The following is a 22,222-nucleotide window of genomic DNA, read 5'->3' as shown; positions in this document are numbered from 1 at the left end:
CGCGCCCCGACCTGAAGCAAGCGATCTTACGGAAAGGAATGGAATTGGCAGGCCTTAAGATCCGCACCTGGCGGCTTGTCCCGCTGGCAGCCGCGGCGGTTTTGCTGTGGGCGTGCGTTCCGTATGCCCGGCAGACCCAACTGGAGGAGCAGCTTCTGGAACAGCGGCGCAACCAGGCCCGGGTCGAGCAACGCCTGGAGGCAGAGAACGCCAGACGACGGCAGGCGGAGCAGGAGCTGGCCGCCGCCCAGGCGGCGGCCGCCGAATGCCGCAGCCGGATCACGACCCTCGCCGCGCGCAGCAGCGCCGCCGAGGAGAGAACGCTTCAGCTCACCGAGCAGGTCACCGCCCTGCAACTGGAGATCCAAAAACGCAACACCGCCATCGGCCTGCAAAACCGGGTAATCCGGCTCCTGGACGACACCAAGGAAACCATCGAGACCAGCCTCAGGGAGCAGCTCAGCGCCCAAAAGATCAAGCTGGAGGAGATCGACGGCCGCCTCAAGATGATCTTCGTGGACCGGATCCTGTTTGATTCCGGCAGCGCCGAGATCCAGGAGGAAGGCAAGCAGCTCCTGCTGAGGATCGCCGAAATCCTGAACCGCCAGCACGAGACGCTGATCGTCATCGAGGGCCACACCGACAGCCTGCCCATTGCGCCGGCCGCCCGGGAGAGATTTCCCAGCAACTGGGAACTCTCCGCCGCCCGGGCCAGCGCCGTGGCCCGTTTTCTGGCCGAAACCGCCGGCCTCGACCCCCATCGTTTAGTGGCCAGCGGGTTCAGCCGCTATCGACCGCTGACCTCCAACGACACCGCCAAAGACCGTCAGCAGAACCGCCGCATCGAAATTTTTTTTGACGTCCTGCGCTAGCCCCCACCCCCTGGATCACGCATCCAGGATTTCGCGGATCTTGCGCGAGAGCCCCACCATATCGAAGGGTTTCTGGATAAACCCGCTGCCCCCCCGCCGGATCACCTCCTGGGCTTGACGGTTGAGGCTGTAGCCGCTGGCCAGGAGCACGCGCAGATCCGGGCGCACGGCCCGCAGGCGGTCAAAGGCCGCGCCGCCGGCCATCTCCGGCATGACCATATCCAGGATCACCAGGTCCACCCCCTGCGGGTCGACCTCCAGGATGGCCACGGCGTCCCTGCCGCTGCAGGCCAGGAGCACCTGATAGCCCAGCTCCTTTAGCATCAGGCTGCCCACGTGCAGAATCTCCTCTTCGTCGTCCACCAGGAGGATGCTTTCCTGGCCGCGGGCCAGTTCATAGTGTCCCCCGGCCTCGGCGACCACCCGCTTGTCGGAGGCCGGCAGGTAGATAAAAAAACTCGTGCCCTGCCCCACCCGGCTGCTGACCCGCACGATGCCCTTGTGGTTCTGAATGATCCCGTAAACCGACGCCAGCCCGAGGCCGCTGCCCTTGCCGATCTCCTTGGTGGTGAAAAAGGGCTCGAAGATGCGCGCCATGGTCTCCTCGTCCATGCCCACCCCGGTATCGCGCACGGTCAATTTGACGTACTCACCGGCTTCCACGCCGTAGGAGCGGCAGAAACTCGCCCGCAGCGTGACGTTCTCGGTTTCCAGAAAGAGCTCCCCGCCGTCGGGCATCGCCTGGCCGGCGTTGACGTAGAGGTTCAGCAGGACCTGCTCCATCTGGCCCTGGTCGGCATCCACGCTCCAGAGGCCCGGCCGCAGGTCGCGATGGATGGAAACCTCTTTCTTGGTCCGGCTGAACATGTCGCACGTTTTTTCCACCAGTTCGTTGAGGCAGGTGGGTTTGACCTCGTACTTGCCCCCACGCGCAAAGCCCAGCAGCTGTTTGGTCAGGGCGGCGGCGCTCTTGATGGTCTTGCCGATGGCGTGGATATGCTCGCTGTGGGGGTGCTCGTCGGAGAGGTTGAGCTGCATGACCGAAATCCGCCCCTGGATGCCCATCAGCAGGTTGTTGAAGTCGTGGGCGATGCCGCCGGCCAGGGTCCCGATGGCCTCCATTTTCTGGGCGTGGAAGAGTTTGTCTTCCAACTCCTTGCGTTCGGCCTCCTGCCGGATCCGCTCGGTAATGTCCAGGACTTGGGCCACCACCTGCTGCCTGCCGGTGAGGTCACGGATGATCGTCGTGCTGACGTTGACGCGTCGGGTGTCGCCGTCCCTGCACAAGACATCAAATTCGTAATGGGTCGGCACCCTGTCCCCCCGCAGGCTGTCGAAGAAGTTTTGCTTGGCCCGCTGCAGACTCTCCTCGGTCAGCAGCTTGGCAACATCGCCCCCCCTGAGGCCTTCGGGCGGGTAGCCCACCACCCGGCAGAATTCGGGATTGGCATACACGACGCGGAATGCGTCGTCGATGATCAAAAACCCCTCATGCGAGTTTTCGACCACCGAGCGAAAGCGCTCCTCACTTTCCCGCAGGGCCAGTTCAGCCTCCTTGCGTGCGCTCACGTCGCGAGCCACGCTGAGCACGACCTTTTCGCCCCGGTAGTCGATGGGGCGCACCTTGATTTCCACCGGCAGAAAGCTGCCGTCGGCTTTCAGATGCCGGGTCTCCAACGTCCGGCGGCCCTGCCGCCCGCCGGCGGCGTCCAGGGCCCCCAGGACCCGCTCGGCATCCGCCGGGGCCATCAGCGCCGGGAGGGAGAGGGCCAAAAATTGCGCCTGGGAATAGCCCAACCGGCTGTAGCTGGCTTCGTTGGCGTCCAGGATGCGGCCCCGGCCGTCCACCAGATAGACCGCATCGTCGACGTTCTCCAGAAGCTCCTTGTAGCGCGACTTTTCCTCGGCCGCCTTGAGGTTGCGCAGCATGCTGTCGAAAGCCTTGGAAAGCTCAACGATCTCCCAGTAATCGCCGGGACGGGTCTCAAAGGCCAGATTTTTCTCGCCCCTGGAGATGTGAATGGCTTTTTGGGCCATTTTCCGCAGGGGGGTCGCCATCTGCCGACCCAGAAAAATGGCCAGTCCCGCCGAAAAGGTCAGCACGGCCAGTGTAAAAAGCCCGATGAACAGCGCTATCCTGAGCTTTTCGCGGACCAGATCCTCGCTGGAGAAGAGAAAATAGAGGTCGGCGTAGCCGTCGAGCTTGAGAATCCGGCGGTCCCCTGACCCGAGGGGCAGGGCCGCAGTGCCCGAGGCCTGGGCCAGGATCTTGTCATCCAGGTCCAACGCGCCGTTCCCCATCAGGCTGCTCAGCCCCCCGGGTCTGCGCACCAGGATGTCGCCGACGACCAGCTGTTGAAGCCGGTCGATCAGTTCCCGGTCAGCGCTGAGCTCGTAGCGTACATAGGCCGTCCCAAGGCGCGCCTCGCTGCTGGTGATGGGGGTCTCAAACCACCACACCAGGGGGGTTGTCTCACCTTCCGGGGCCGGCAATTCACCGGGGGGGGTGTTCAGCAGGGCGTCGACAAACTCCTCGGAGTGGGCCGGGCTGAGAAGCGGCGCGGCTGCCTTGCGGACATAGAAACTCAGCCCGTTATCCGGCGCGTAGAAGCGCGCCAGGCGATCCTGGAGCTGGGCGGGCGCATCCAGCAGGAGGGTCACGCGGATGGCGTTGTCGCTGCTGAGGTCCTGAAGCTTGCGCTTGATCTGCACGAAACGGCGGCTGAGAATCAGCTCGGCCTGCCCCTTGCGGGCCGCGATCTGGCTGCGAAACTCCTGGTCCAGGCGTTTGCCGAAATAGATGTAGAGCACAGCGGAGATCAACAGGACGGAGACGGTCACCAGGATGCCGATGGTCAGCATCAGTTGGATCGAAAACCTCTTGCGTCGCTCGGTTTTCAACGGGTCTCCTCCAATCCGGCGGCGGGGCGAGGGTCAGTGTTTGAAACTGCGCTGGCCGGTGAAGACCATGGTGGCCCCGACCTCGTTGCAGGCCTCGATGGCCTGGTGATCGTTGGCGGACCCGCCCGGCTGGATGACCGCGCGCACCCCTTCGCGCAGCCCCACGTCGACCCCGTCGCGGAAGGGGAAAAAGGCATCGCTGATCATGGCCGCGCCCACCAGGCCGCCTTTCTCGGCGGCAACCCGGGCATCGATGGCCTGTCGGATGTCAGCGTCCCGCAGGCTGTTGTAGGCGACCCCCTGCTGCTCGAAACAGTAGCGGTCGGAGAGTTTGCGATAGGCCTTGTCGCGGGCGATCTCGGCCACCCCCACCCGGTCCTGCTCGCCGGTGCCGATCCCCACCGTCACGCGATCCTTGACGTAGATCACCGAGTTGGAGGACACCCCGGTTTCCACCAGCCAGCCGAAAAGCATGTCGTCATATTCCTTATCGGTGGGCTCCCGTTGAATGCGAAAGGTCCGCCCCTGGTGGTCGCAAACCGCCGGTTTGAGGTCCGCCCGGGTGCGCACCTGGGAGACGAACGACCACTGGGCGATGAGGCCGCCGTCGATCAGGCTCTTGAACTCCACGCAGCGCTGGCCGACGAAGGTCTGCAGGCGCTGAATGTTGCCGATCTGGATCACCCGCAGGTTCTTGCGCCGGGCGAGAATCTCCAGGGCGCCCTCCTCGAAATCGGGGGCCACCACCACCTCGGCGTACTGGTTGCTGATGGCCTCGGCGGTGGCCCGGTCCAGGCTGCGGTTGACCGCGATGCAGCCGCCGAAGGCAGCCACGCGGTCGGCCATGTAGGCCCGCAGATAGGCGTTCTCCAAGCTCTCGGCCTGGGCCACGCCGCAGGGGTTGTTGTGTTTGACAATGACCGCGGTGGGCGCCTGGTGCAGGTAGCGCAGGATGTTGAGGGCATTGTCGGCATCGGTCAGGTTGGTCTTGCCCGGGTGCTTGCCCGACTGCAGCAGACGGATGTCCGAGGCCAGATGCTGTCCGGGCTGCAGCGTGCGGGTTTCGCCGAGCACCAGGTTGCCGTTGACCAGTTTGTAGAGGGCGGCCTCCTGGCCGGGGTTTTCGCCGTAGCGCAGGCCCTTGCGGACCCCCTCGATGACCCACGACACCTTCTCGTAGAAGAGGGTCTGGCGCCCGTTGTCCGCGACGAAGCTGATCTCCATGCGCGGTGGGAAATTATCATCCATGATGGTGCGGTACATCTGTTTGAGGTCCTCAGCCATGTTGCCTCCTTTTGGGTTTGCGGCAAACCGCGGGCTTGTCCGCAGCGGCAGGGGAAACCGGGCCCTACGGGCTGGAGCGTTGTTTAAAACCCGCTGTAGCAGCCTTCCACCGCTTCGGGTGAGCGGCTCTTGAGGAAATCGGCAATGGCGCGGTCATAGCCGGCGGTATGGGCGAACGCCTTCTGGGACAGTTCGAAGCGCAGGGCCAGGGGCAGCCTCCCGTCATAGCCCTCCAGACGGACGAGCAGCCCGGGGTAGTCGCCTGGGTCCACCACCGAGGCGACCCGCAGGTAGTTTTTGGCCGCCGCCCGGATCATGCAGGGCCCGCCGATATCGATGTTGGCGCGGGCCTCTTCCACGCTGACCCCCGGCCGCGCAATGGTCTGTTGAAAAGGATAGAGGTTGACGACCACCATGTCGATGGGCACCGCGGCGGTGCGCGCCAGGTCCTGCTGGTGGGCATCGTTGTAGGTTTCGGTGAGCAGCCCGAGGTAAATTTTGAAGTCCAGGGTTTTTACCAGCCCCCCCTGGGTTTCGGGCTGGCCGGTGTAGGCGGAAACCTGGGTGAGGCATTTTTCGGCGCGTCCCCCCAGGATTTCGGCCAGACGCTGGAACGTGCCACCGGTCGAAAAAATCCGGATCTCGGGATTGATCTCCAACAAACCCGGCACGAAGCGCTCAAGGCCGCTTTTGTCCGAAACACTGATCAGCACATGGCGCACGGCCACCAGATCGTCGATCCGCTCAACTATGTTGACACCCATCTGCGCTACCCCCTTCCTTCGTATTCCAGCAAAAAACGGTCGAAAAAGGCTTCCATGAAACGGTGGCGCTCCTCGGCCAGCTGCCGACCGGCGGCGGTCAGCATCCGCTCCCGAATCCGGCAGAGCTTCAGCCGGTACTCCCGGTAGCCGGTATCCTCGCGCGAGTAGGCGCGCGTCCGGGCGATATCGGCCGCCCCGTTGTGCAGCCGGGCGCCGATTTCACCGGCAAACAGGTAGGCGCGCGCAATTCCCACCGCGCCGATGGCATCCAGCTTGTCGGCGTCGAAAAGCACCCGTGCCTCCAGGGTTCGGGGCCGGCAATCGCCCCTGAAACGGTGCGCGCGGATGCTGTGCAGGATATTCGTCCGCCGCACGGCGCTCAGCGGCAGACGCGCCACAAGGGGCGCCGCCAGCTCCGCGCCCAAAAGGGCGTGGCAGAGCCTGCCGCAGGAGGCGTCCTGGCGCCCCCGGCCGATGTCGTGCAGATAGGCGGCGGCCGTCACCACCAGCAGGTCAGCGCCCTCCAGGCGCGCAATCCGCGCGCCCAGCCGGCAGACCCGCAGGGTGTGGTCCCAGGCGTGGCTGCCGCGGGTGCCCCGCAAATGCCCCTCGGCAAACCGCCGCACCACTGCGCTCAGTTCATCGGCCGGCTCCCGGCAGGCTTCGCAACCCCCCTCGGGTCCCTGCGCGCCCGGATCTCCGGCCACAGCAGGGACGTCTTCCCGGTCGCAGGCCGGAGGGTTTCGATGCTCGGAGGCGGTGGGGGCCACGGCAACCTCCTCAACGGGACGCAGGTTCAGGCCACCCCAGGGGGTCCAGCAGGCCGGCCAGGCTGTCGCCCACGAAGGTGGGCAGCATGAAAGCCGCCCGGTGGACGCCGGGGTTGTAATAGCGGGTCTTGAGACCGGCGGCGGCCACCCGCCGGGGGTTGAAATCGGCCAGCGGACAGGGTCCCTTGGAGGCGAACCCGAAACTCCAGAGGCCGCCCGGGTAGGTCAGGGTGCTGAAGAGGTAGAGGTGCAGCCGCGCAAAGAAGGGCCGCTGGTTGCGAAGCATCGGTTCCTGGAGTTCGGGATCGTAGAAGGGGCTTTCGGCCTGGGAGACCAGGATGCCGTCGGGACCCAGCAGGGCGGCGGCTTTTTCGTAAAACTCGCGGTTGAACAGGGGCCTGGCGGGTCCGATCGGGTCGGTGGAGTCCACGATCACCAGATCGAAGTTTTCACGGCACTGCGCCACGTATTCGACCCCGTCGGCGATGCGCAGCTCCAGCCGCGGATCCTCCAGGGCGCAGCTGACTGACGGCAGGTGGGTGCGGCAAGCCCGCACCACGGCTTCGTCGATCTCCACCATCACCACCCGCTGGATTGTGCTGTGTTTCAGGATTTCGCGCACACTGCCGCCGTCGCCGCCCCCGATCACCAACACCCGCCGGGGGTTGGGGTGCACGAAAAGCGGCACGTGCGCGATCATTTCATGATAGACGAATTCGTCGCGCTCGGAAAGCATCACGATGCCGTCGTTGAGCAGCATTCTGCCCAGTCCGGCGGTTTCAACCACATCGATCTGCTGAAAGGGGCTTTTTTCCGAAAAAAGGGTTTTTTCGACCCGGTAGTGGGTCTCCAGGATCCCTTTGTGCTCCTCGCGGACCCAGAGATTCAAATGGCGCTGGTCGGTCATGTCGGAAAACCTCGAAAAAAGGGTGGGGGATTACGGCGCCTGCGAAAAATCAGTTTAGCAGATCCCAGCCGCTTGCCAAACCGAAAAATGCGGCAATCCGGTGACCGCCCGCCGGCCGGCGGGCGGGCGGGTTTCAGGCGCAGGCGTGGTTGCTGATGCTGACCGTCGCACCGCAATCGAAATCGTGACGGCCGCTGCGGGTCAGCCGATAGCCCGGCAGGGTGAGGTTTGCGAACGGCAGGGGCTGGGGGCCGGGGGTTTTGCTGGCGGTGGTCAAGAGCACCATCAGGCGGCGGGGCTTGAAGATCGACACCACCTGGCGAATCGTTCCGCTGTAGTCCGGCTCGTAGCGGTTGGTTTCGAAGCTGGCGTATGAATTCTGGGGCTGGGGGGTGACGTGCACTGTGTGATAGCTCGTGCCGGCGACCGCGTTGACGGAATAGCCGTGGGGCGAAAAGAGATGGCTGTCGCGGGCCATGTCGGGATAGAGGCGATCCAACCCGCAGAGGGCTTCCGCCCGCGCGGCGGACCCGGCCCGGCGGACGGAGAAAAGGGACTGCACCGCGGGGGCCAGGTCATGCATCAGCACCTGGAGCGTCGCCTGCCGTGACGCCTTGGGGGCGCCGGCACCGGCGGAATAAAGATGAACGTGATCTTCGGATACCGACCCGAGAAGGTGCACCCTGCCGCTGAAAAAGGCCGCCATGCGGGCGACGTCATCCTCGAACCGGGTGGACTGCTGATCCGGGTAGAGCATGTTCTTGCGTTCGTAAAATACCCGCGCCACATTGCCCCTGCCGGTCAGGCGCAGTATTTCCGGAACGGCGTTCACCAGGGTGGTTTTGCCGCAGGTGATCATCAAAACCCGGTCCTCCCAGACAAACAAGCTGGATTCGGAGAGCAGGTAGGCGTCCAGACCTTCGGTGGAAATGCTGCTGATGATGTAGCTGCGACTGGCGTTGACGACCCGTTCCCAGCGGCCGTCCGGGTTGGCACGAAGGTTCGGACAAGGGGAATTCAAAATGATTTCCAGCTTTTTTTCAGGTCCCTCGAAATGTTCTATGGCTGCTGTCAATTATCATAAACTCCTCTACCTTGGTCGGGTTCATGCCACAGCGGCCGTTCGGGGAGGCCCCCGCCTGCGGGGATCAGCGACGCGCCAGGGGTCTGCGCCATTGCGCGGCCGACCCTAAAAGCCGCCCCCCACCGGAATCGGAAGGCCGTTTTCGAGCCCGTTTGGCCTTGAAGGCTCCGCCCCCAGGCGATGTGGGAGGCTAAATATTTTATTCGGTAGCGGGGCGCAATAAAAAAATGAAGGTGCGACTTCCCATGACGCTGAATTTTTGGCGCCCCCAACCAATGACCGCACCGGAGCCTTTGCGCATCCCCGCCCACAGCAGGGTTTTCTGCCGCACATCTGTCGGTCGCAAAATAAAAGGTTTTGTATAGCACCAAATCCACCCAATGGGGAAAAAATCTGCCGCGCGCTCTTTTTTGGGCGGTGGCCTAAAGGTTTCCCTGGCCCGTCCGATTTAATTTTCATCCCACTTTTTACCACCACCCCGGGATCGGTTTTTAAAATTTTTAAATAATACTAATTACTATCAAAATATAAAAAGCAGCGGGCACTTTTTCCTTGACTCTTATTCAGAAATGGCTTTTATTCGACGAAAAGTGTCAAATAGTGTCAGATCCTTAATCGACCGGCCCCAGCGAGACCGGCGACAGGTTTCAAGACCACGTAATGGCCCTGGGCGCCCGGGCCCTCGAACGGAAAAACATGTTTCGGGGAATCAATTTCCACAACATCGATCCCAAGGGGCGCGTCAGCGTGCCGGCCAAGTTCCGTGAAATCGCCCGTGCCGACGGCAGCAACGGTTTCATGGTGACCCGCATGGACGGCTGCCTCCTGGGCTATTCCTTCTCCGAGTGGCTGAAGCTGGAACAACGGGTCCTGGAAACCCCCATCAAAGATGATTTTTTCCGGCGCTTCCGGCGCACCTTTGTCGGCGGGGCCTCGGAATGCCCCTTTGACCGCCAGGGGCGCATCCTGCTGCCGCCCCCCCAAAGAATCTACGCCGCAATCGAAAAAGAGGTCGTCTTCGTCGGGGTGACCGACCACTTTGAAATCTGGTCGCGGGAAAAATGGGATGAGGAAAACGAAAAGATGGAGAAGGATCTGAAAAGGGAGGGTGCCCGCGACCAGATTGCCGCGCTGGGAATATAGGGCCATGCCGTATCACCACGTCCCCGCCATGCTCGCCGAGGTTGTCGCGCTCCTTGATCCCGCACCCGGGGAAATTTTTGTGGACGGCACCCTCGGCGGTGCGGGGCACGCCCGCGCGATTCTCGATAAAATCACACCCGGCGGGGTCTTGATCGGCGTCGACCAGGACCCCGAGGCGGTGATCAACGCCAGGGTCGTGCTGCAGCCCTATGAGGGCAGCTATCACCTGTTTCACGACAATTTTGCCAATCTGCCGGCGATTCTCGCCGAACTGGGCATCTGCGCGGTGGACGGCATCCTGCTCGACCTGGGCATCGCCTGTCATCACCTGACGGCCAGCGGCCGAGGGTTCAGCTTCCAGCGGGATGAACCGCTGGACATGCGCATGAACCCTGCCGCCGGCGGCAGCGCCGCGGATCTGCTGAATTCGGCGGATGAAAAAACCCTCGTCCGGCTCTTCAGGGAGTATGGCGAAGAGCGCTACGCCCCGGCGGTGGCCCGCAGGATCGTGGCAGAGCGCCGCAACGCCCGCATCGCTACAAGCGGCCAACTGGCGCGCATCGTGGCCGCCGCGATTCCCCGCAAGAGCGCCGCAAGCCAGAAAATCCACCCGGCCACGCGGGTTTTCATGGCGCTGCGGATCGCCGTCAACCGTGAGCTGGAACGGCTGGAGACCTTTTTGGCAGCCGCCGCCGGGCTGCTCAAGCCGGGGGGGCGCCTGTGCATCCTGTCCTTTCATTCCCTGGAGGACCGGATCGTCAAACACCATTTTCGGCAACTGGCCCGGCCCTGCATCTGCCCGCCGGACCTGCCGCGCTGCGTTTGCGGGCGCACACCGGCAGTCCGGATCGTGACCCCCAGGGCGCGGCGCCCGACGGCGGCCGAAATCGCAGACAACCCCATGGCCCGTAGCACCCGCCTGCGGGTTGTGGAAAAGCTGTAAGCACTCCCCCCTGCAAAACGGAGAAAACCAATTGGCCCCAGCCCCCCCAGCCCCCCGAAACCGGCGCACCGCCGGAACCCTGAGCCTCTGGGCGCTGATGATGGTTTTCTTCATGGGGGAGGTATATTTCTATACCTGGTGCCGGGTGCAGTGCACCCAGATCGGCTATGAAATTACCCGGGCGGCCGATCACTACCAGCGCCTGCAAGGGATCCAGAGCAGCCTGAAAATCGAGCTGGAGCGGCTGAAGTCACCCCAGCGCATCGCCCGCTACGCCCGTGAAAAACTCGGGCTGGAAATGCCCAACCGCAACCAGGTCATCATTATGCCATGAAAATTCCCCAAGCTCACCCCAAAATTCGACGCAGAGCCGCGGGCATGGCCGTTTTCTTTACGCTCTTGCTGACCGTCATCGCCGCCAAGGCCGCCTATCTCCAGATTTACCAAGGGGCCTGGCTGGCCCGCAAGGCCGCCGACCAGTACGAAAAATCGCTGGTCATCGAGGGGCGCCGGGGCGCCATCGTGGACGCCCGCCACCGTGAAATGGCGGTCAGCATCGATGTGACCTCGATTGCCGCCTACCCGCGTCAGCTGGCGGACGCGCCTGCCGCCGCCAAGGCTCTGGCACGCGCCCTGAGTCTCGACTACCGCCAGCTGCAGCGCAAACTCGCGTCCAAACGGACCTTTGTCTGGATCAAGCGCCAGGTGACCCCCAAGGAAGCCGGGGCGGTACGCGCGCTGGACCTTGTGGGGGTCGATTTCATCCCCGAGCGCAGCCGCTTCTACCCCAGCAAAACCCTGGCAGCCCAGGCGCTGGGCTTCACCGGGACCGACGGCCACGGCCTGGAGGGGGTGGAGTTTTTCCTGGACCACGAACTGCGTGGCGCCGCGGAGAGCTACACCCTGCTGAGAGATGCCCGCGGCAAGAGTTTCAGCGGCGTCAGCCAGTGGATCGACAGCCACGGCGGCCGCAACGTCGTGCTCACCATCGACCGCACCGTCCAGTATCTGACGGAGCGCGCCCTGCAGCAGGCCGTCGACGAGTTCGAGGGCCGCTCGGGGATTGCGATCGTGATGGTGCCCCAAACGGGGGCCGTGCTGGCGCTGGCGCATTACCCCTTTTTCAACCCGAATGTCTTCAGCGCCTTCGACCGCGACAAGTGGCGCAACCGGGCGATCACCGATCCCTTCGAACCGGGCTCGAGCATGAAGATGTTCCTGGCGGCGGCGGCGATCGAATCCGGCCGGCTGACCCCCAACGCGATCTTTTTCTGCGAAAACGGCAAGTACCGCATCGGGGGCAACGTGGTGCACGACACCCATCCCCACGGCTGGCTCTCCCTGCAGCAGATCATCAAGTATTCCAGCAATATCGGGGCGGTCAAGATCATTGAGAGCCTGGGCCAGAAGACTCTTTACGAGACGATGCGCAATTTCGGCTTCGGCACCCCGACGGGCATCGGTTGTCCCGGCGAGACCGCCGGTCTGCTGGCGCCCTACCAGCGCTGGACCCGGATCGATACCGCCGCCATCGCCTTTGGTCAGGGCCTCTCGGTTTCGGCCGTGCAGTTGATCACCGCGGCCTGCGCCATCGCAAACGACGGCGTGCTGATGAAGCCTTTTCTGGTTCAAGCCGTGACCGACCGGGACGGCCGCCTGGTCAAAAGTTTTGCACCCACCGAGGTGCGCCGGGTGATTTCGACCCAGAGCGCGCGGCAGGTCCGCAAGATCCTTCAAACCGTCACCACCAAAGGCGGAACCGGTGAAAGCGCCGCCCTGGAGGGGTTTGAAGTGGCCGGCAAAACCGGCACGGCCCAGAAGGTCGACGAACGCGGCCGCTACGCCCAGGGGCGCTATGTGGCGTCGTTTTTGGGCTTCGCCCCGGCCGACGACCCCAAGGTGGCCATCCTCGTGCTGGTTGACGAACCCCGCAAGGCCCACTACGGCGGTACGGTGGCAGCACCGGCCTTCCGTAAAATCGCTCACGGCACCCTGAACTACCTCAACGTCACCCCCGGCAGCGGCGCGGGGCGCCTGACCGCGCTGCGGGGAACCGAGGCCGAAGGATGAAACTCTCCCGACTGCTGGCCGCCGTTGCCCTCCAGGCCCCGCTTTCGGAGACCGCAAGGCCTTCCGACCCGGAGATCAGCGCCATTTGCTACCGCTCACAGGCGGTAACCCCCGGCGGGCTTTTCGTGGCGATTGCAGGGACGCGCGCCGACGGCCACGCCTATATCGCCGATGCGGTTGCCCGCGGCGCGGCGGCCGTTGTGGCCGAGCGGCCCGCCGCGGTACCGGTCCCGGTGGCCCTTGTGGCCGACAGCCGTCGGGCGCTGGCGGACCTGGCCGCCCGCTTTCACGGCTACCCGGCCGAGCGCCTGGTGATCGTCGGCATCACCGGCACCAACGGCAAGACCACCACCGCCTACCTCCTGGAGCGCATCCTGCAGCAGGCCGGCTTCAGCGTCGGGGTGATCGGCACCATCGCCTACCGTTTCGGCGGCCAGGTCCGCAAGGCGCCTGTGACCACCCCGGAGTCGCTGGACCTTCAGGCCCTGCTGGCGGAGATGGTGCGCTCCGGTGTGACCCACGTGGTCATGGAGGTCTCCTCCCACGCCATCGCCATGCAGAGAATCGCCGGCTGCTGGCTGGATGTCGGGGTTTTCACCAACCTCAGTCAGGACCACCTGGATTTTCACCGCGACATGCAAACGTACTGGGAGGTCAAGAAAACCCTGTTCACCCAGCATCTGAACACCGGCCCCAAGCGCGACCGCGCCGTGGCCGTCATCAACGCCAACGACCCCCGTGGGGCCGCGCTGCTGCGGGAACTCAACGGCCACGGCCTGTCGGTGGGCAGCGCCGCCACTAACCGCGTCCACCCGCGCGCCGTCGTGCACGACCCCGCCGGGCTGCACGGCGAAGTGCTGACGCCGGAGGGCGCGATCCCCTTTGCCGCACGCCTCGTGGGCCACCACAACCTGGAAAACATCCTCTGCGCGGTTGGCACCGCCGTGGCGCTTGGCATCCCGGGCGGCAGGATCCGGGCCGGCATCGAAGCCCTGGATAGCGTGCCGGGACGGCTGGAGCCGGTGCCCGACCCGTCGGGCCGGTTCGTCTACGTGGACTATGCCCACACCCCGGCCGCCCTGGAAAACGTTCTGCAGTGCCTTCAGCCGCTGGCCCGCGGCCGCATCATCTGCGTCTTCGGCTGCGGCGGCGACCGGGACCCCGGCAAACGGCCTCAGATGGGGGAGATCGCCGCCCGGATGAGCGATCTGACCATCGTCACCTCGGACAACCCGCGTAGCGAAAACCCGGCGCGGATCATCGATCAGGTGCTGGAAGGCATCCGCCGCGCGGACGTCCAGGCATACAGCCCCGAGGAGTTGGCGCGCGGTTTGGGCGCCCGCGGCTACGCGGTGGAGCCCGACCGGCGGCGCGCCATCCGTCTGGCGGTTGCGGCCGCGCGCCCCGGCGACACGATCCTGATCGCCGGCAAAGGCCACGAAACCTATCAGCTCCTGGGCGCGCGCAGCATCGATTTCGACGACCGCGCCGAAGCCCGCCGGGCGCTGGCCGATGCGGCCAGCTCGGCCCGTGAGGACCGCAATTGAACCCCATCGCCCCCCCTCCATGGACTGTCAGCGAGATCCTGGCCGCCACCGGCGGGGAGCTTCTGGGAGGTCCCGCGGCCAGCCGCTTCGCGGCCATCGGCATCGACTCGCGCAGGCTGCAGCCGTCCGATTTTTTTATCGCCATCAAGGGCGACACCCATGACGGCCACAGCTTTGCCGCCGCCGTGGTCGCCGCCGGCGGCCGCGGCCTGCTGCTGGCGGCCGAATCGGCCCGCAAGCTTCCCTGGCCGCAGTGGGCAGCAGCCGGCGTGACCTGCATCGCGGTGACCGACACCACCCGGGCGCTGGGAGACCTGGGGGCCTTTCAGCGCCGCCGCCTGAATGTGCCGGTGGTGGCCATCACCGGCTCCAACGGCAAGACCACCACCCGCGGCATGACCGCTGAAGTGGTCTCGCGGCGGTTTCACACCCTGGCCACCATCGGCAACTTCAACAACCAAATCGGCCTGCCGCTGACCCTTCTGCGGCTGACGGCGGCCCACCAGTGGGCCGTGCTGGAAATGGGCATGAACCACCCGGGTGAAATCCGGCGTCTGGCCGCCCTCTGCAACCCCCGGATCGGGGTCATCACCAACGTCGCGGCGGCCCATCTGGCAGGTCTGGGGTCCCTGGAGGCGGTTAAGCGCGCCAAGGGCGAACTGCTGGCGGAGCTGGCCGCCGACGGCACTGCGGTCCTCAACGCCGACGATCCCCGGGTCATGGAGCTGGCCGCCGAAACCCGCCAGCGGGTGGTGCGCTTCGCGACTGCGGCGGCGGCGGAGGTCCAGGGCCGGAATCTCCAGCCGGCCGCCCTGGGGACCACTTTCGATCTGGTCTTGCCCGGCGCACGGGCCACCGTGACCCTGGCGGTGCCGGGGCGCTTCATGGTGGCCAATGCCCTGGCCGCCGCTGCGGTGGGCTGGACCCTGGGGGTGGACATCGCGGAAATCAAGGCCGGGCTGGAGGCGTTTCGACCGATCACAGGCCGCATGGTCCACCGGGAACTGACCGGCGGGATCCACCTGATCGACGACACCTACAACGCCAACCCGGGTTCCATGGCCGCCGCGATCCAAACCCTGGCCGATCTGGGCCGCAATGCGCGCCGCATGCTGGTGATGGGCGACATGCTGGAGCTCGGCGAGCAGAGCGCGGCGCTGCACGCCGCCAGCGGCGAACTGGCGGCCCGCAGCGAACCATTTCGACTTTTGGTCGCCGGCCGCTTCCGAGAGGCGGTGGCCCGGGGCGCACGGGCGGGCGGCCTGCCCCGCGACAGGATCTTCGAGGGCGGCCGCGACGAGATCCTGGCGGCCTTGAAGAAAAGCCTGCGGCCGGGGGACTGGGTCCTGGTCAAAGGCTCGCGCGGCATGGGCATGGAAACCATCGTCCAGGGCTTGATGGCCTGGGCGGGCCCCTGAGGGGCGGCCAGCCGGAATCCCGCATCCGGCCGGATCGACAATGAAAACCGAAATGGCAAAAGTTGACAGTTTCGTAAAAAAGCCAAGTTACGGCGCGCAAATCTCGAGAAGTGAGGCGTAATTATTTACGCCGCAGCGAGCTCGAGATGCGGCGCAACGCAGAAATTGGGTTTTTTACGGAACTGGCGAGGTTGGTTATGCTGTATCACCTTCTCTACCCTCTGCACACAAGCCTGACGGTTTTCAACGTCTTCCGCTACATCACCTTCCGGACGATCTATGCCGGGCTGACGGCGCTGTTCATCTGTTTCATCCTGGGGCCGTGGGTGATCCGGCGGCTGAGCCTGATGCAGGTCGGCCAGTACATCCGCGAAGAGGGGCCCGCCAGCCATCGCCAGAAAGCCGGCACCCCCACCATGGGGGGGGTCCTGATGCTCTTTGCGATCGTGGCCGCGACCCTGCTGTGGGCCAACCTGACGAACGCCTATGTCTGGATCGCCCTGATGGTGACGGCCGGGTATGCCGTCATCGGCACCATCGACGACTATCTGATGCAGGTCAAAAAACAGAGCAAGGGCCTCGGCGCCCGGGACAAATTTCTGCTCCAGACCCTCCTGGCGCTGATCGCCGGCATCCTGCTCTACCGCCTGCCCAATTTCAGCACGGTGCTGACGGTCCCGTTTTTCAAAAATCTCTCGCCGGATCTCGGCTGGGGCTACGTTTTCTTCGCCGCCCTGGTGATCGTCGGCACCAGCAACGCCGTCAACCTGACCGACGGGCTGGACGGTCTGGCCATCGGGCCGGTGATCATCGCGGCGGTCACCTACATGATTTTCGCCTATGTCGCCGGCCACGCCAGGATCGCCGCCTACCTGCAGATCAACCCGGTGGCGGGCTGCGGCGAGGTCACGGTCTTTTGCGGCGCCCTGGCCGGGGCGGGGCTGGGGTTCCTGTGGTTCAACGCCTATCCGGCCCAGGTCTTCATGGGCGATGTGGGGTCCCTCTCACTGGGGGGCGCCCTGGGCATCGTGGCGGTGATCACCAAACAGGAGATCCTCCTGATCCTGGTGGGCGGACTTTTCGTGATCGAGGCGCTCTCGGTGATCTTCCAGGTGGGCTTTTTCAAAATGACCAAGGGGCGGCGGATCTTCAAAATGGCCCCCCTGCACCACCACTTCGAACTCAAGGGGTGGGCGGAGCCCAAGGTGATCGTGCGCTTTTGGATCATTGCGATCATCCTGGCGCTGATCTCCATGAGCACTCTGAAACTGCGCTGAAGCAGGCGCTCCTCTGCGGTGAAACGGAGCTGACGGACCAATGCCGATCGAATTGTTCCAGAAAGCCGTGCTGGTGGTCGGGCTGGGGAAATCCGGCGAGGCGGCCGCCCGTTTCCTGGTGCGCCGCGGCGCATGGGTGACCGTGACCGACCAGGCCCCCGCGCATCAGATCGGGGAGCGCGCCGCGGCCCTGGAGCGGCTGGGGGTTCGGCTGGAACTCGGCGGCCACAGCCCGGCCACCTTCGCGGCCGCCGATCTGATCGTCCTCAGCCCGGGGGTGCCCCACACCCTGGAGCCCCTGGCCCGGGCGCGCCGGCGGGGGGTGGGGGTCATCGGTGAAATCGAGCTCGCTGCCCGCTTCTTGCAAACCCCGCTGCTGGCGGTCACCGGGACCAACGGCAAGACCACCACCACCGCGCTCCTGGGGGAGATGCTGACCTGCTCGGGGATGGAGGTTTTCGTGGGCGGCAATATCGGCAGCCCCCTGATCGGGCACGTGGACAGCGGCCGCAGCGTGGATCGCGTGGTGGCGGAGGTCAGCAGTTTCCAGCTGGACACCATCGCAACCTTCAGACCCGCGGTGGGGGTCTGGCTCAACATCAGCGACGACCATTTGGACCGCTACTCCGACCCGGCGGCTTACGCGGCGTCCAAGGCCAGGCTCTTTGAAAACCAGCAGGCCGGCGACACGGCGATTTTAAACGGCGAGGCCGAAACCATCCGCCGTCTGACCGCCGCCTGCCCCGCCCGGCGGCTTTATTTCACCGGCCGCCGGCCGGGGGAATGGGGGGCCAGCCTGACGGCCGAGTCGCTTGTTGTCGAAGACGGGCGGGAGCCGGCCCGCCGCATCGATCTCCGGCCCATGCAGCTGCAAGGCGTACACAACCGCGAAAACGCCGCGGCCGCGGCCCTGGCGGCCCTGGCGGCGGGGGGCACGGCAGCGGGGGTCGCGCGCGCCCTGGCGCGCTTCCGCGGGCTGCCCCACCGGGTGGAAACCGTGGCGGAGGTGGGGGGCGTGCGTTATGTGGACGACTCCAAGGCCACCAACGTCGATGCCGTGGTGCGGGCGTTGGAGGGCTTCCGTGAACCGGTGGTGCTGATCATGGGCGGCCGCGACAAACTGGGCAGCTACGAGGCCCTCAAGGTGCCGGTGCGCCGCGGGGTGCGCCGGCTGATCCTGATCGGCGAGGCCCGCGAGAGAATCCAGGCCGCCCTGGGGCCGGAATGTCCCGGCGGCTGCCTCAGCGCGGCCTCCATGGACCAGGCGGTGGCCCTGGCGCGGGCCGCCGCCCGGCCCGGGGATGTGGTTCTGCTGTCGCCGGCCTGCGCAAGCTTCGATATGTTCGACAGCTACGCCCACCGGGGGGATTGTTTTCGGCGGGCGGTGGCCGCCCTGCAGGAGGACCGATGAGCCGCCAGCCCCCGCCCGAGAGCCGGTCTCCGCAGACGCGCTCAGCCTACGACGTGCAGCTTCTTTTTCCGGTGCTTTTCCTGGTGGGCATCGGGATCGCCATGGTCTACAGCGCCAGCTCGACGCTGGCCATGGGCAAGTTCGGCAGCGACTATTTCTTCGTCAAAAAACAGGCGATTTTCGCCGTGCTGGGCGTCGTGGGGTTGGTCATCACCAGCCACATCCCCTACCGGGTCTACCGCCCGCTGGCCTACCCCCTGCTGGCAGCAGCGCTCGCCATGCTGATCGCGGTGCGCTTCAGCCCCTTGGGCAGCGCCGCCGGCGGGGCGCTGCGCTGGTTGAACATCGCCGGTCTGAGCTTTCAGCCGTCGGAGTTCGCGCGCCTGGCGCTGGTCGTCTACCTGGCCTACTCCCTAAGCAAAAAGGGGGCAAAGCTGAACGAATTCGCCGTGGGGTTTCTGCCGCACGTGATTGTGTTCGTCGTCCTGGCCGGCCTGCTGATGCTGCAGCCGGATTTCGGCTCCTCGGTGATCCTGGGGGCCATCACCTGGATCATGATGTTCATCGGCGGGGTCCCGCTGCGTCACCTGGCCAGCGGCCTTCTGGCGCTGGGGCCGATTGCCTACTACATGATGGTCAGCACCGACTACCGCCTGCGGCGCTTCACCAGCTTTCTGGACCCCTGGCAGTACCCCCAGCACGAAGGCTATCAGATCACCCACTCGCTGATGGCCTTCGGCAGCGGCGGGCTGTGGGGATCGGGGATCGGGAAGAGCTACCAGAAACTCTTCTACCTGCCGGAGCCCCACACCGATTTCATCTTTTCGGTGATCGGCGAGGAACTGGGCCTCTGGGGGGTGCTGGTCATCGTGGCGCTTTTTCTCCTGATCCTGTGGCGCGGCACCCGCATCGCCCGCCAGGCGGCCGATCCCTTCGGCACCCTGCTGGCCATGGGCCTGACCGCTGCGCTGACATTGCAGGTGAGCATCAACATGGCCGTCACCCTGGGGCTGTTGCCGACCAAAGGGCTGACCCTGCCCTTCCTGAGCTACGGCGGCACCTCGCTGTTCTTCAACCTGGCGGCGGTGGGCATTTTGATCAATATCAGCGCCGCCAGCCCCCGGCGCGCCAACCGCATCGCCGGCGGAGCACCGCGCCCGGGAAAGGACGAGGGGCATGCCGAAGCCTGACCAGTCACAGGCTCCCTTCCGTCAGGCGACGAGGCCCCTGCGCCTGGTGGTCGCCGGCGGCGGTACCGGCGGCCATCTCTTTGCGGGCATCGCCGTGGCCGAGGTCTTCATGGCGCGCCAGCCGGGCAACCGGGTGCTGTTCGTGAGCACCGGCAACCGCTTTGAGCGCCGCGTGCTGGCGCGCTGCGGGTTTCCCCTGGCGTCCGTGCCAATCGAGGGCATCAAGGGGCGCGGCCGCCGCCAACAGCTTTCGGCCGCCCTCAAAATACCAGGGGCGCTGTTGCAGTCGCTGCGCATTCTGCGCGCCTTCCGGCCGGACCTGGTGCTGGGGGTCGGCAGCTACGCCGCCGGCCCGGTGGTCCTGGCCGCCCGGCTGCTGGGCTGCAAGATCGCGCTGCACGAGCAGAACCTCCTGCCCGGGATCACCAACCGCCTGCTGGTGCCCCTGGCCGACCGTTTTTATGTCTCGTTTGCCGACACTCGGCGCGCCGCGGGCAGAACGCCGGTTCGGGTCACCGGCAACCCCGTTCGCAGGGCCATCCGCGAACTGGCGGCCCGGCCGGCGGCGGCCGTGGCCCCTCCTGACCGCCCGCTGCGCGTGCTGGTGGCCGGCGGCAGCCAGGGCGCCCACAGCATCAACCAGGCCGTGTTGGCGGCCCTCGACAGTCTCCCGGACCCGTCCGGGATCACCTGGGTGCACCAGACCGGGGCGCAGGACGCCCAGGCGGTCGCCCGGGCGTTTGCCGCACGGGGCCTGAGCGCCCGGGTGCAGGCCTTTTTCGAAGACATCGCGGCCCAGTACGGCGCTGCCGACCTGCTGATCTGCCGGGCCGGCGCCACCACGGTGGCCGAGATCACCGCCATCGGCAAGGCGGCCGTGTTTGTCCCGTTTCCCTTCGCGGCCGACAACCACCAGCAGTTCAACGCCCAGGCGCTGGTGGCGGCCGGCGCGGCCGAGATGATCCTGGAGCGCGACCTGACCGGAGCGCTGCTGGCCCGCAAGCTTCAATTTTACCGCCGCCACCGGGAGGCCCTGGCGGCCATGGCGGCACGGGCGCGGGAGCTGGGCCGGGCGGATGCCGCCCAGGCGATCGTCGCCGACTGCTGCCATCTGATTGGCGCCCATACGGCACCCCACAGCAAAGGCTGAAAGCATGTACCGCAAAAAATATCAGATCCACTTCGTGGGCATCGGCGGCATCGGCATGAGCGGGATTGCCGAACTGCTGCTCAACCTGGGCTACCGCGTGAGCGGCTCGGACCTCAAATCATCGGAGATCACCGAGCGGCTGGAGCGCCTGGGGGGCACCATCTACCGGGGCCACCACGGCGACCAGATCCAGGGGGCCGACGTCGTGGTGGCCTCCTCGGCCGTCAACCGCCGCAACCCGGAGCTGACCGCCGCCGAAAAAGCGGGCATCCCGGTGATCCCGCGCGCCGAAATGCTGGCGGAGCTGATGCGCCTCAAATACAGCGTGGCCGTTGCCGGCGCCCACGGCAAAACATCCACCACCTCGATCATCGCCTCGGTCCTGGCCCGCGGCGGGCTGGACCCGACGGTGGTCATCGGCGGCAAGCTCAAAAGCATCAACACCAACGCCCTTTTGGGCCAGGGGGATTTCATCGTTGCGGAGGCGGACGAAAGCGACGGATCGTTTTTGAAGTTCTCCCCGACTGTGGCGGTGATCACCAACATCGATCTGGAGCACCTCGATTTCTACCGCGACCTGGAGGCGATCAAATCGGTTTTTCTGGATTTCATCGACCGCATCCCCTTTTACGGGCTGGCGGTCCTGTGCCTGGACAACGAGGCCATCCAGGACCTGCTGCCGCATGTCAAGAAGCGCTACACGACCTACGGCCTGACCCCCCAGGCCGATCTCCAGGCCCGCGCGGTGACCTTCGAGGGTCTGCACAGCCGCTACAGCGTTTACCGCCAGGGGGAGCGGCTGGGGGAGATCGCCCTGAGCCTCCCCGGCCTCCACAACGTCTACAACTCGCTGGCCAGCATCGCGGTGGGGCTGGAGCTGGACATCCCCTTTGCAACCATCGCCGCGGCGCTCAGGGAGATCGAGGGCGTCCAACGGCGCCTGGAAATCAAGGGCGAAAGCGGCGGCGTCACGGTGGTGGACGACTACGGCCATCATCCCACCGAGATCAAGGCGACCCTTGATGCGGTGCGTGAAAGCTGGCCGGGCCGGCGGGTGGTGGCGGTCTTTCAGCCCCACCGCTACAGCCGCACGCGGGCCCTCTTCGGCGAGTTCACCCGGGCCTTTTACCAGACCGACCTGTTGGTGGTGCTGCCGATCTACTCGGCCGGCGAAGAGCCGCTGCCGGGGGTCGCGGCAGAGCAGCTGGCCGAAGCCATTGCCGCCCACGGCCACCGCGAGGTGGTCTACCAGGAGGGCCCCGAGGCGGCCGTGACCTTTCTCGGCGGCCAGCTGCAGGCCGGAGACCTGCTCCTGACCCTGGGGGCCGGCGACGTTTGGAAATTGGGCGAGCGCCTGCTGGCGGTTCTGGCCAAGCGGGACGCCGCGCCAAGCCCCCCCCGCAGTGCGAGCGAGCACTGACCGCTGTGGGCGCCCGACCCGCTTGCCCGGGCCGACTCGAAGCGCGGAAGTCCAGGCGACAATACACAACA

General features: G+C 65.7%; 18 protein-coding genes. 12 read left to right on the top strand and 6 right to left on the bottom strand.

Translation table 11 applies throughout. The features are described 5' to 3' along the window. The first annotated feature begins 44 nt into the window (after positions 1 to 44). Positions 45 to 872, top strand: coding sequence for an OmpA family protein (locus LJE63_09115; GenBank protein ID MCG6906774.1), 828 nt, complete (start codon positions 45 to 47; stop codon positions 870 to 872). A 15-nt stretch (positions 873 to 887) separates the two neighbouring features. On the opposite strand, the gene LJE63_09110 is transcribed toward LJE63_09115, so the two are convergent. From LJE63_09110 to LJE63_09085, 6 genes are all read right to left on the bottom strand, one after another. Next, entirely contained in the window at positions 888 to 3,773 is a 2,886-nt protein-coding gene (locus LJE63_09110) for a PAS domain S-box protein (protein ID MCG6906773.1), read from the bottom strand. Positions 3,774 to 3,806: 33 nt separating this feature from the next. After that, entirely contained in the window at positions 3,807 to 5,057 is a 1,251-nt protein-coding gene (locus tag LJE63_09105; GenBank protein ID MCG6906772.1) for an IMP cyclohydrolase, read from the bottom strand. A gap of 83 nt (positions 5,058 to 5,140) precedes the next feature. Next, positions 5,141 to 5,821, bottom strand: coding sequence for a hypothetical protein (locus LJE63_09100; protein MCG6906771.1), 681 nt, complete (start codon positions 5,819 to 5,821; stop codon positions 5,141 to 5,143). A gap of 5 nt (positions 5,822 to 5,826) precedes the next feature. Further along, complete coding sequence (locus LJE63_09095; GenBank protein MCG6906770.1) at positions 5,827 to 6,591, bottom strand: HD domain-containing protein; 765 nt, start codon at positions 6,589 to 6,591, stop codon at positions 5,827 to 5,829. A gap of 10 nt (positions 6,592 to 6,601) precedes the next feature. Continuing rightward, on the bottom strand, positions 6,602 to 7,498 hold the full coding sequence (speE, locus tag LJE63_09090) for a polyamine aminopropyltransferase (protein MCG6906769.1): 897 nt from the start codon (positions 7,496 to 7,498) through the stop codon (positions 6,602 to 6,604). 133 nt (positions 7,499 to 7,631) lie between these two features. Beyond that, on the bottom strand, positions 7,632 to 8,573 hold the full coding sequence (locus LJE63_09085) for an S-adenosylmethionine decarboxylase proenzyme (GenBank protein MCG6906768.1): 942 nt from the start codon (positions 8,571 to 8,573) through the stop codon (positions 7,632 to 7,634). 705 nt (positions 8,574 to 9,278) lie between these two features. Here LJE63_09085 and mraZ point away from each other — a divergent pair. The 11 genes from mraZ (at position 9,279) to murC (ending at position 22,151) form a co-directional block, all read left to right on the top strand. Continuing rightward, positions 9,279 to 9,725 (top strand): division/cell wall cluster transcriptional repressor MraZ, encoded by a 447-nt coding sequence (gene mraZ, locus LJE63_09080; protein MCG6906767.1) that lies wholly within the window; start codon positions 9,279 to 9,281, stop codon positions 9,723 to 9,725. A 4-nt stretch (positions 9,726 to 9,729) separates the two neighbouring features. Continuing rightward, positions 9,730 to 10,668 carry a 16S rRNA (cytosine(1402)-N(4))-methyltransferase RsmH gene (gene rsmH, locus LJE63_09075; protein MCG6906766.1) on the top strand — a complete coding sequence of 313 codons (939 nt, stop codon included), beginning with the start codon at positions 9,730 to 9,732 and terminating at the stop codon, positions 10,666 to 10,668. Positions 10,669 to 10,699: 31 nt separating this feature from the next. Further along, complete coding sequence (locus LJE63_09070) at positions 10,700 to 11,002, top strand: septum formation initiator family protein (GenBank protein MCG6906765.1); 303 nt, start codon at positions 10,700 to 10,702, stop codon at positions 11,000 to 11,002. 44 nt (positions 11,003 to 11,046) lie between these two features. Further along, complete coding sequence (locus tag LJE63_09065; GenBank protein ID MCG6906764.1) at positions 11,047 to 12,738, top strand: penicillin-binding protein 2; 1,692 nt, start codon at positions 11,047 to 11,049, stop codon at positions 12,736 to 12,738. Further along, entirely contained in the window at positions 12,735 to 14,285 is a 1,551-nt protein-coding gene (locus tag LJE63_09060) for a UDP-N-acetylmuramoyl-L-alanyl-D-glutamate--2,6-diaminopimelate ligase (protein ID MCG6906763.1), read from the top strand. Before LJE63_09065 ends, LJE63_09060 begins: the two co-directional genes overlap by 4 nt. Beyond that, entirely contained in the window at positions 14,282 to 15,703 is a 1,422-nt protein-coding gene (locus LJE63_09055; GenBank protein ID MCG6906762.1) for a UDP-N-acetylmuramoyl-tripeptide--D-alanyl-D-alanine ligase, read from the top strand. Before LJE63_09060 ends, LJE63_09055 begins: the two co-directional genes overlap by 4 nt. Positions 15,704 to 15,900: 197 nt before the next feature. Then, complete coding sequence (gene mraY, locus LJE63_09050) at positions 15,901 to 16,980, top strand: phospho-N-acetylmuramoyl-pentapeptide-transferase (protein ID MCG6906761.1); 1,080 nt, start codon at positions 15,901 to 15,903, stop codon at positions 16,978 to 16,980. A gap of 40 nt (positions 16,981 to 17,020) precedes the next feature. Next, the gene (gene murD, locus LJE63_09045; GenBank protein MCG6906760.1) at positions 17,021 to 18,391 is read left to right on the top strand and encodes a UDP-N-acetylmuramoyl-L-alanine--D-glutamate ligase; all 1,371 of its coding nucleotides are present in this window, start codon (positions 17,021 to 17,023) and stop codon (positions 18,389 to 18,391) included. Further along, on the top strand, positions 18,388 to 19,581 hold the full coding sequence (gene ftsW / locus LJE63_09040) for a putative lipid II flippase FtsW (protein MCG6906759.1): 1,194 nt from the start codon (positions 18,388 to 18,390) through the stop codon (positions 19,579 to 19,581). The genes murD and ftsW overlap by 4 nt, the downstream gene beginning before the upstream one ends. Further along, positions 19,568 to 20,731, top strand: a complete 1,164-nt coding sequence (gene murG, locus LJE63_09035; GenBank protein MCG6906758.1) for an undecaprenyldiphospho-muramoylpentapeptide beta-N-acetylglucosaminyltransferase — start codon at positions 19,568 to 19,570, stop codon at positions 20,729 to 20,731. The genes ftsW and murG overlap by 14 nt, the downstream gene beginning before the upstream one ends. Positions 20,732 to 20,735: 4 nt before the next feature. Next, on the top strand, positions 20,736 to 22,151 hold the full coding sequence (gene murC / locus LJE63_09030; protein ID MCG6906757.1) for a UDP-N-acetylmuramate--L-alanine ligase: 1,416 nt from the start codon (positions 20,736 to 20,738) through the stop codon (positions 22,149 to 22,151). The last annotated feature ends 71 nt before the right edge of the window (positions 22,152 to 22,222 follow it).

The organism is Desulfobacteraceae bacterium, from assembly GCA_022340425.1.
Classification (GTDB): Bacteria; Desulfobacterota; Desulfobacteria; order Desulfobacterales; family JAABRJ01; genus JAABRJ01.
The sequence above is the reverse complement of the archived record's forward strand: the minus strand, read 5'-3'. Positions and strand labels throughout refer to the sequence as shown.

Excerpts from the sequence above, each read along its gene's own strand:
- ftsW (MCG6906759.1), top strand. The coding sequence starts at position 18,388 with ATGAGCCGCCAGCCCCCGCCCGAGAGCCGGTCTCCGCAGACGCGCTCA.
- murD (MCG6906760.1), top strand. The coding sequence starts at position 17,021 with ATGCCGATCGAATTGTTCCAGAAAGCCGTGCTGGTGGTCGGGCTGGGG.
- LJE63_09105 (MCG6906772.1), bottom strand. The coding sequence starts at position 5,057 with ATGGCTGAGGACCTCAAACAGATGTACCGCACCATCATGGATGATAAT.
- mraZ (MCG6906767.1), top strand. The coding sequence starts at position 9,279 with ATGTTTCGGGGAATCAATTTCCACAACATCGATCCCAAGGGGCGCGTC.
- LJE63_09065 (MCG6906764.1), top strand. The coding sequence starts at position 11,047 with ATGGCCGTTTTCTTTACGCTCTTGCTGACCGTCATCGCCGCCAAGGCC.
- rsmH (MCG6906766.1), top strand. The coding sequence starts at position 9,730 with ATGCCGTATCACCACGTCCCCGCCATGCTCGCCGAGGTTGTCGCGCTC.
- murC (MCG6906757.1), top strand. The coding sequence starts at position 20,736 with ATGTACCGCAAAAAATATCAGATCCACTTCGTGGGCATCGGCGGCATC.
- mraY (MCG6906761.1), top strand. The coding sequence starts at position 15,901 with ATGCTGTATCACCTTCTCTACCCTCTGCACACAAGCCTGACGGTTTTC.
- speE (MCG6906769.1), bottom strand. The coding sequence starts at position 7,498 with ATGACCGACCAGCGCCATTTGAATCTCTGGGTCCGCGAGGAGCACAAA.
- murG (MCG6906758.1), top strand. The coding sequence starts at position 19,568 with ATGCCGAAGCCTGACCAGTCACAGGCTCCCTTCCGTCAGGCGACGAGG.
- LJE63_09100 (MCG6906771.1), bottom strand. The coding sequence starts at position 5,821 with ATGGGTGTCAACATAGTTGAGCGGATCGACGATCTGGTGGCCGTGCGC.
- LJE63_09060 (MCG6906763.1), top strand. The coding sequence starts at position 12,735 with ATGAAACTCTCCCGACTGCTGGCCGCCGTTGCCCTCCAGGCCCCGCTT.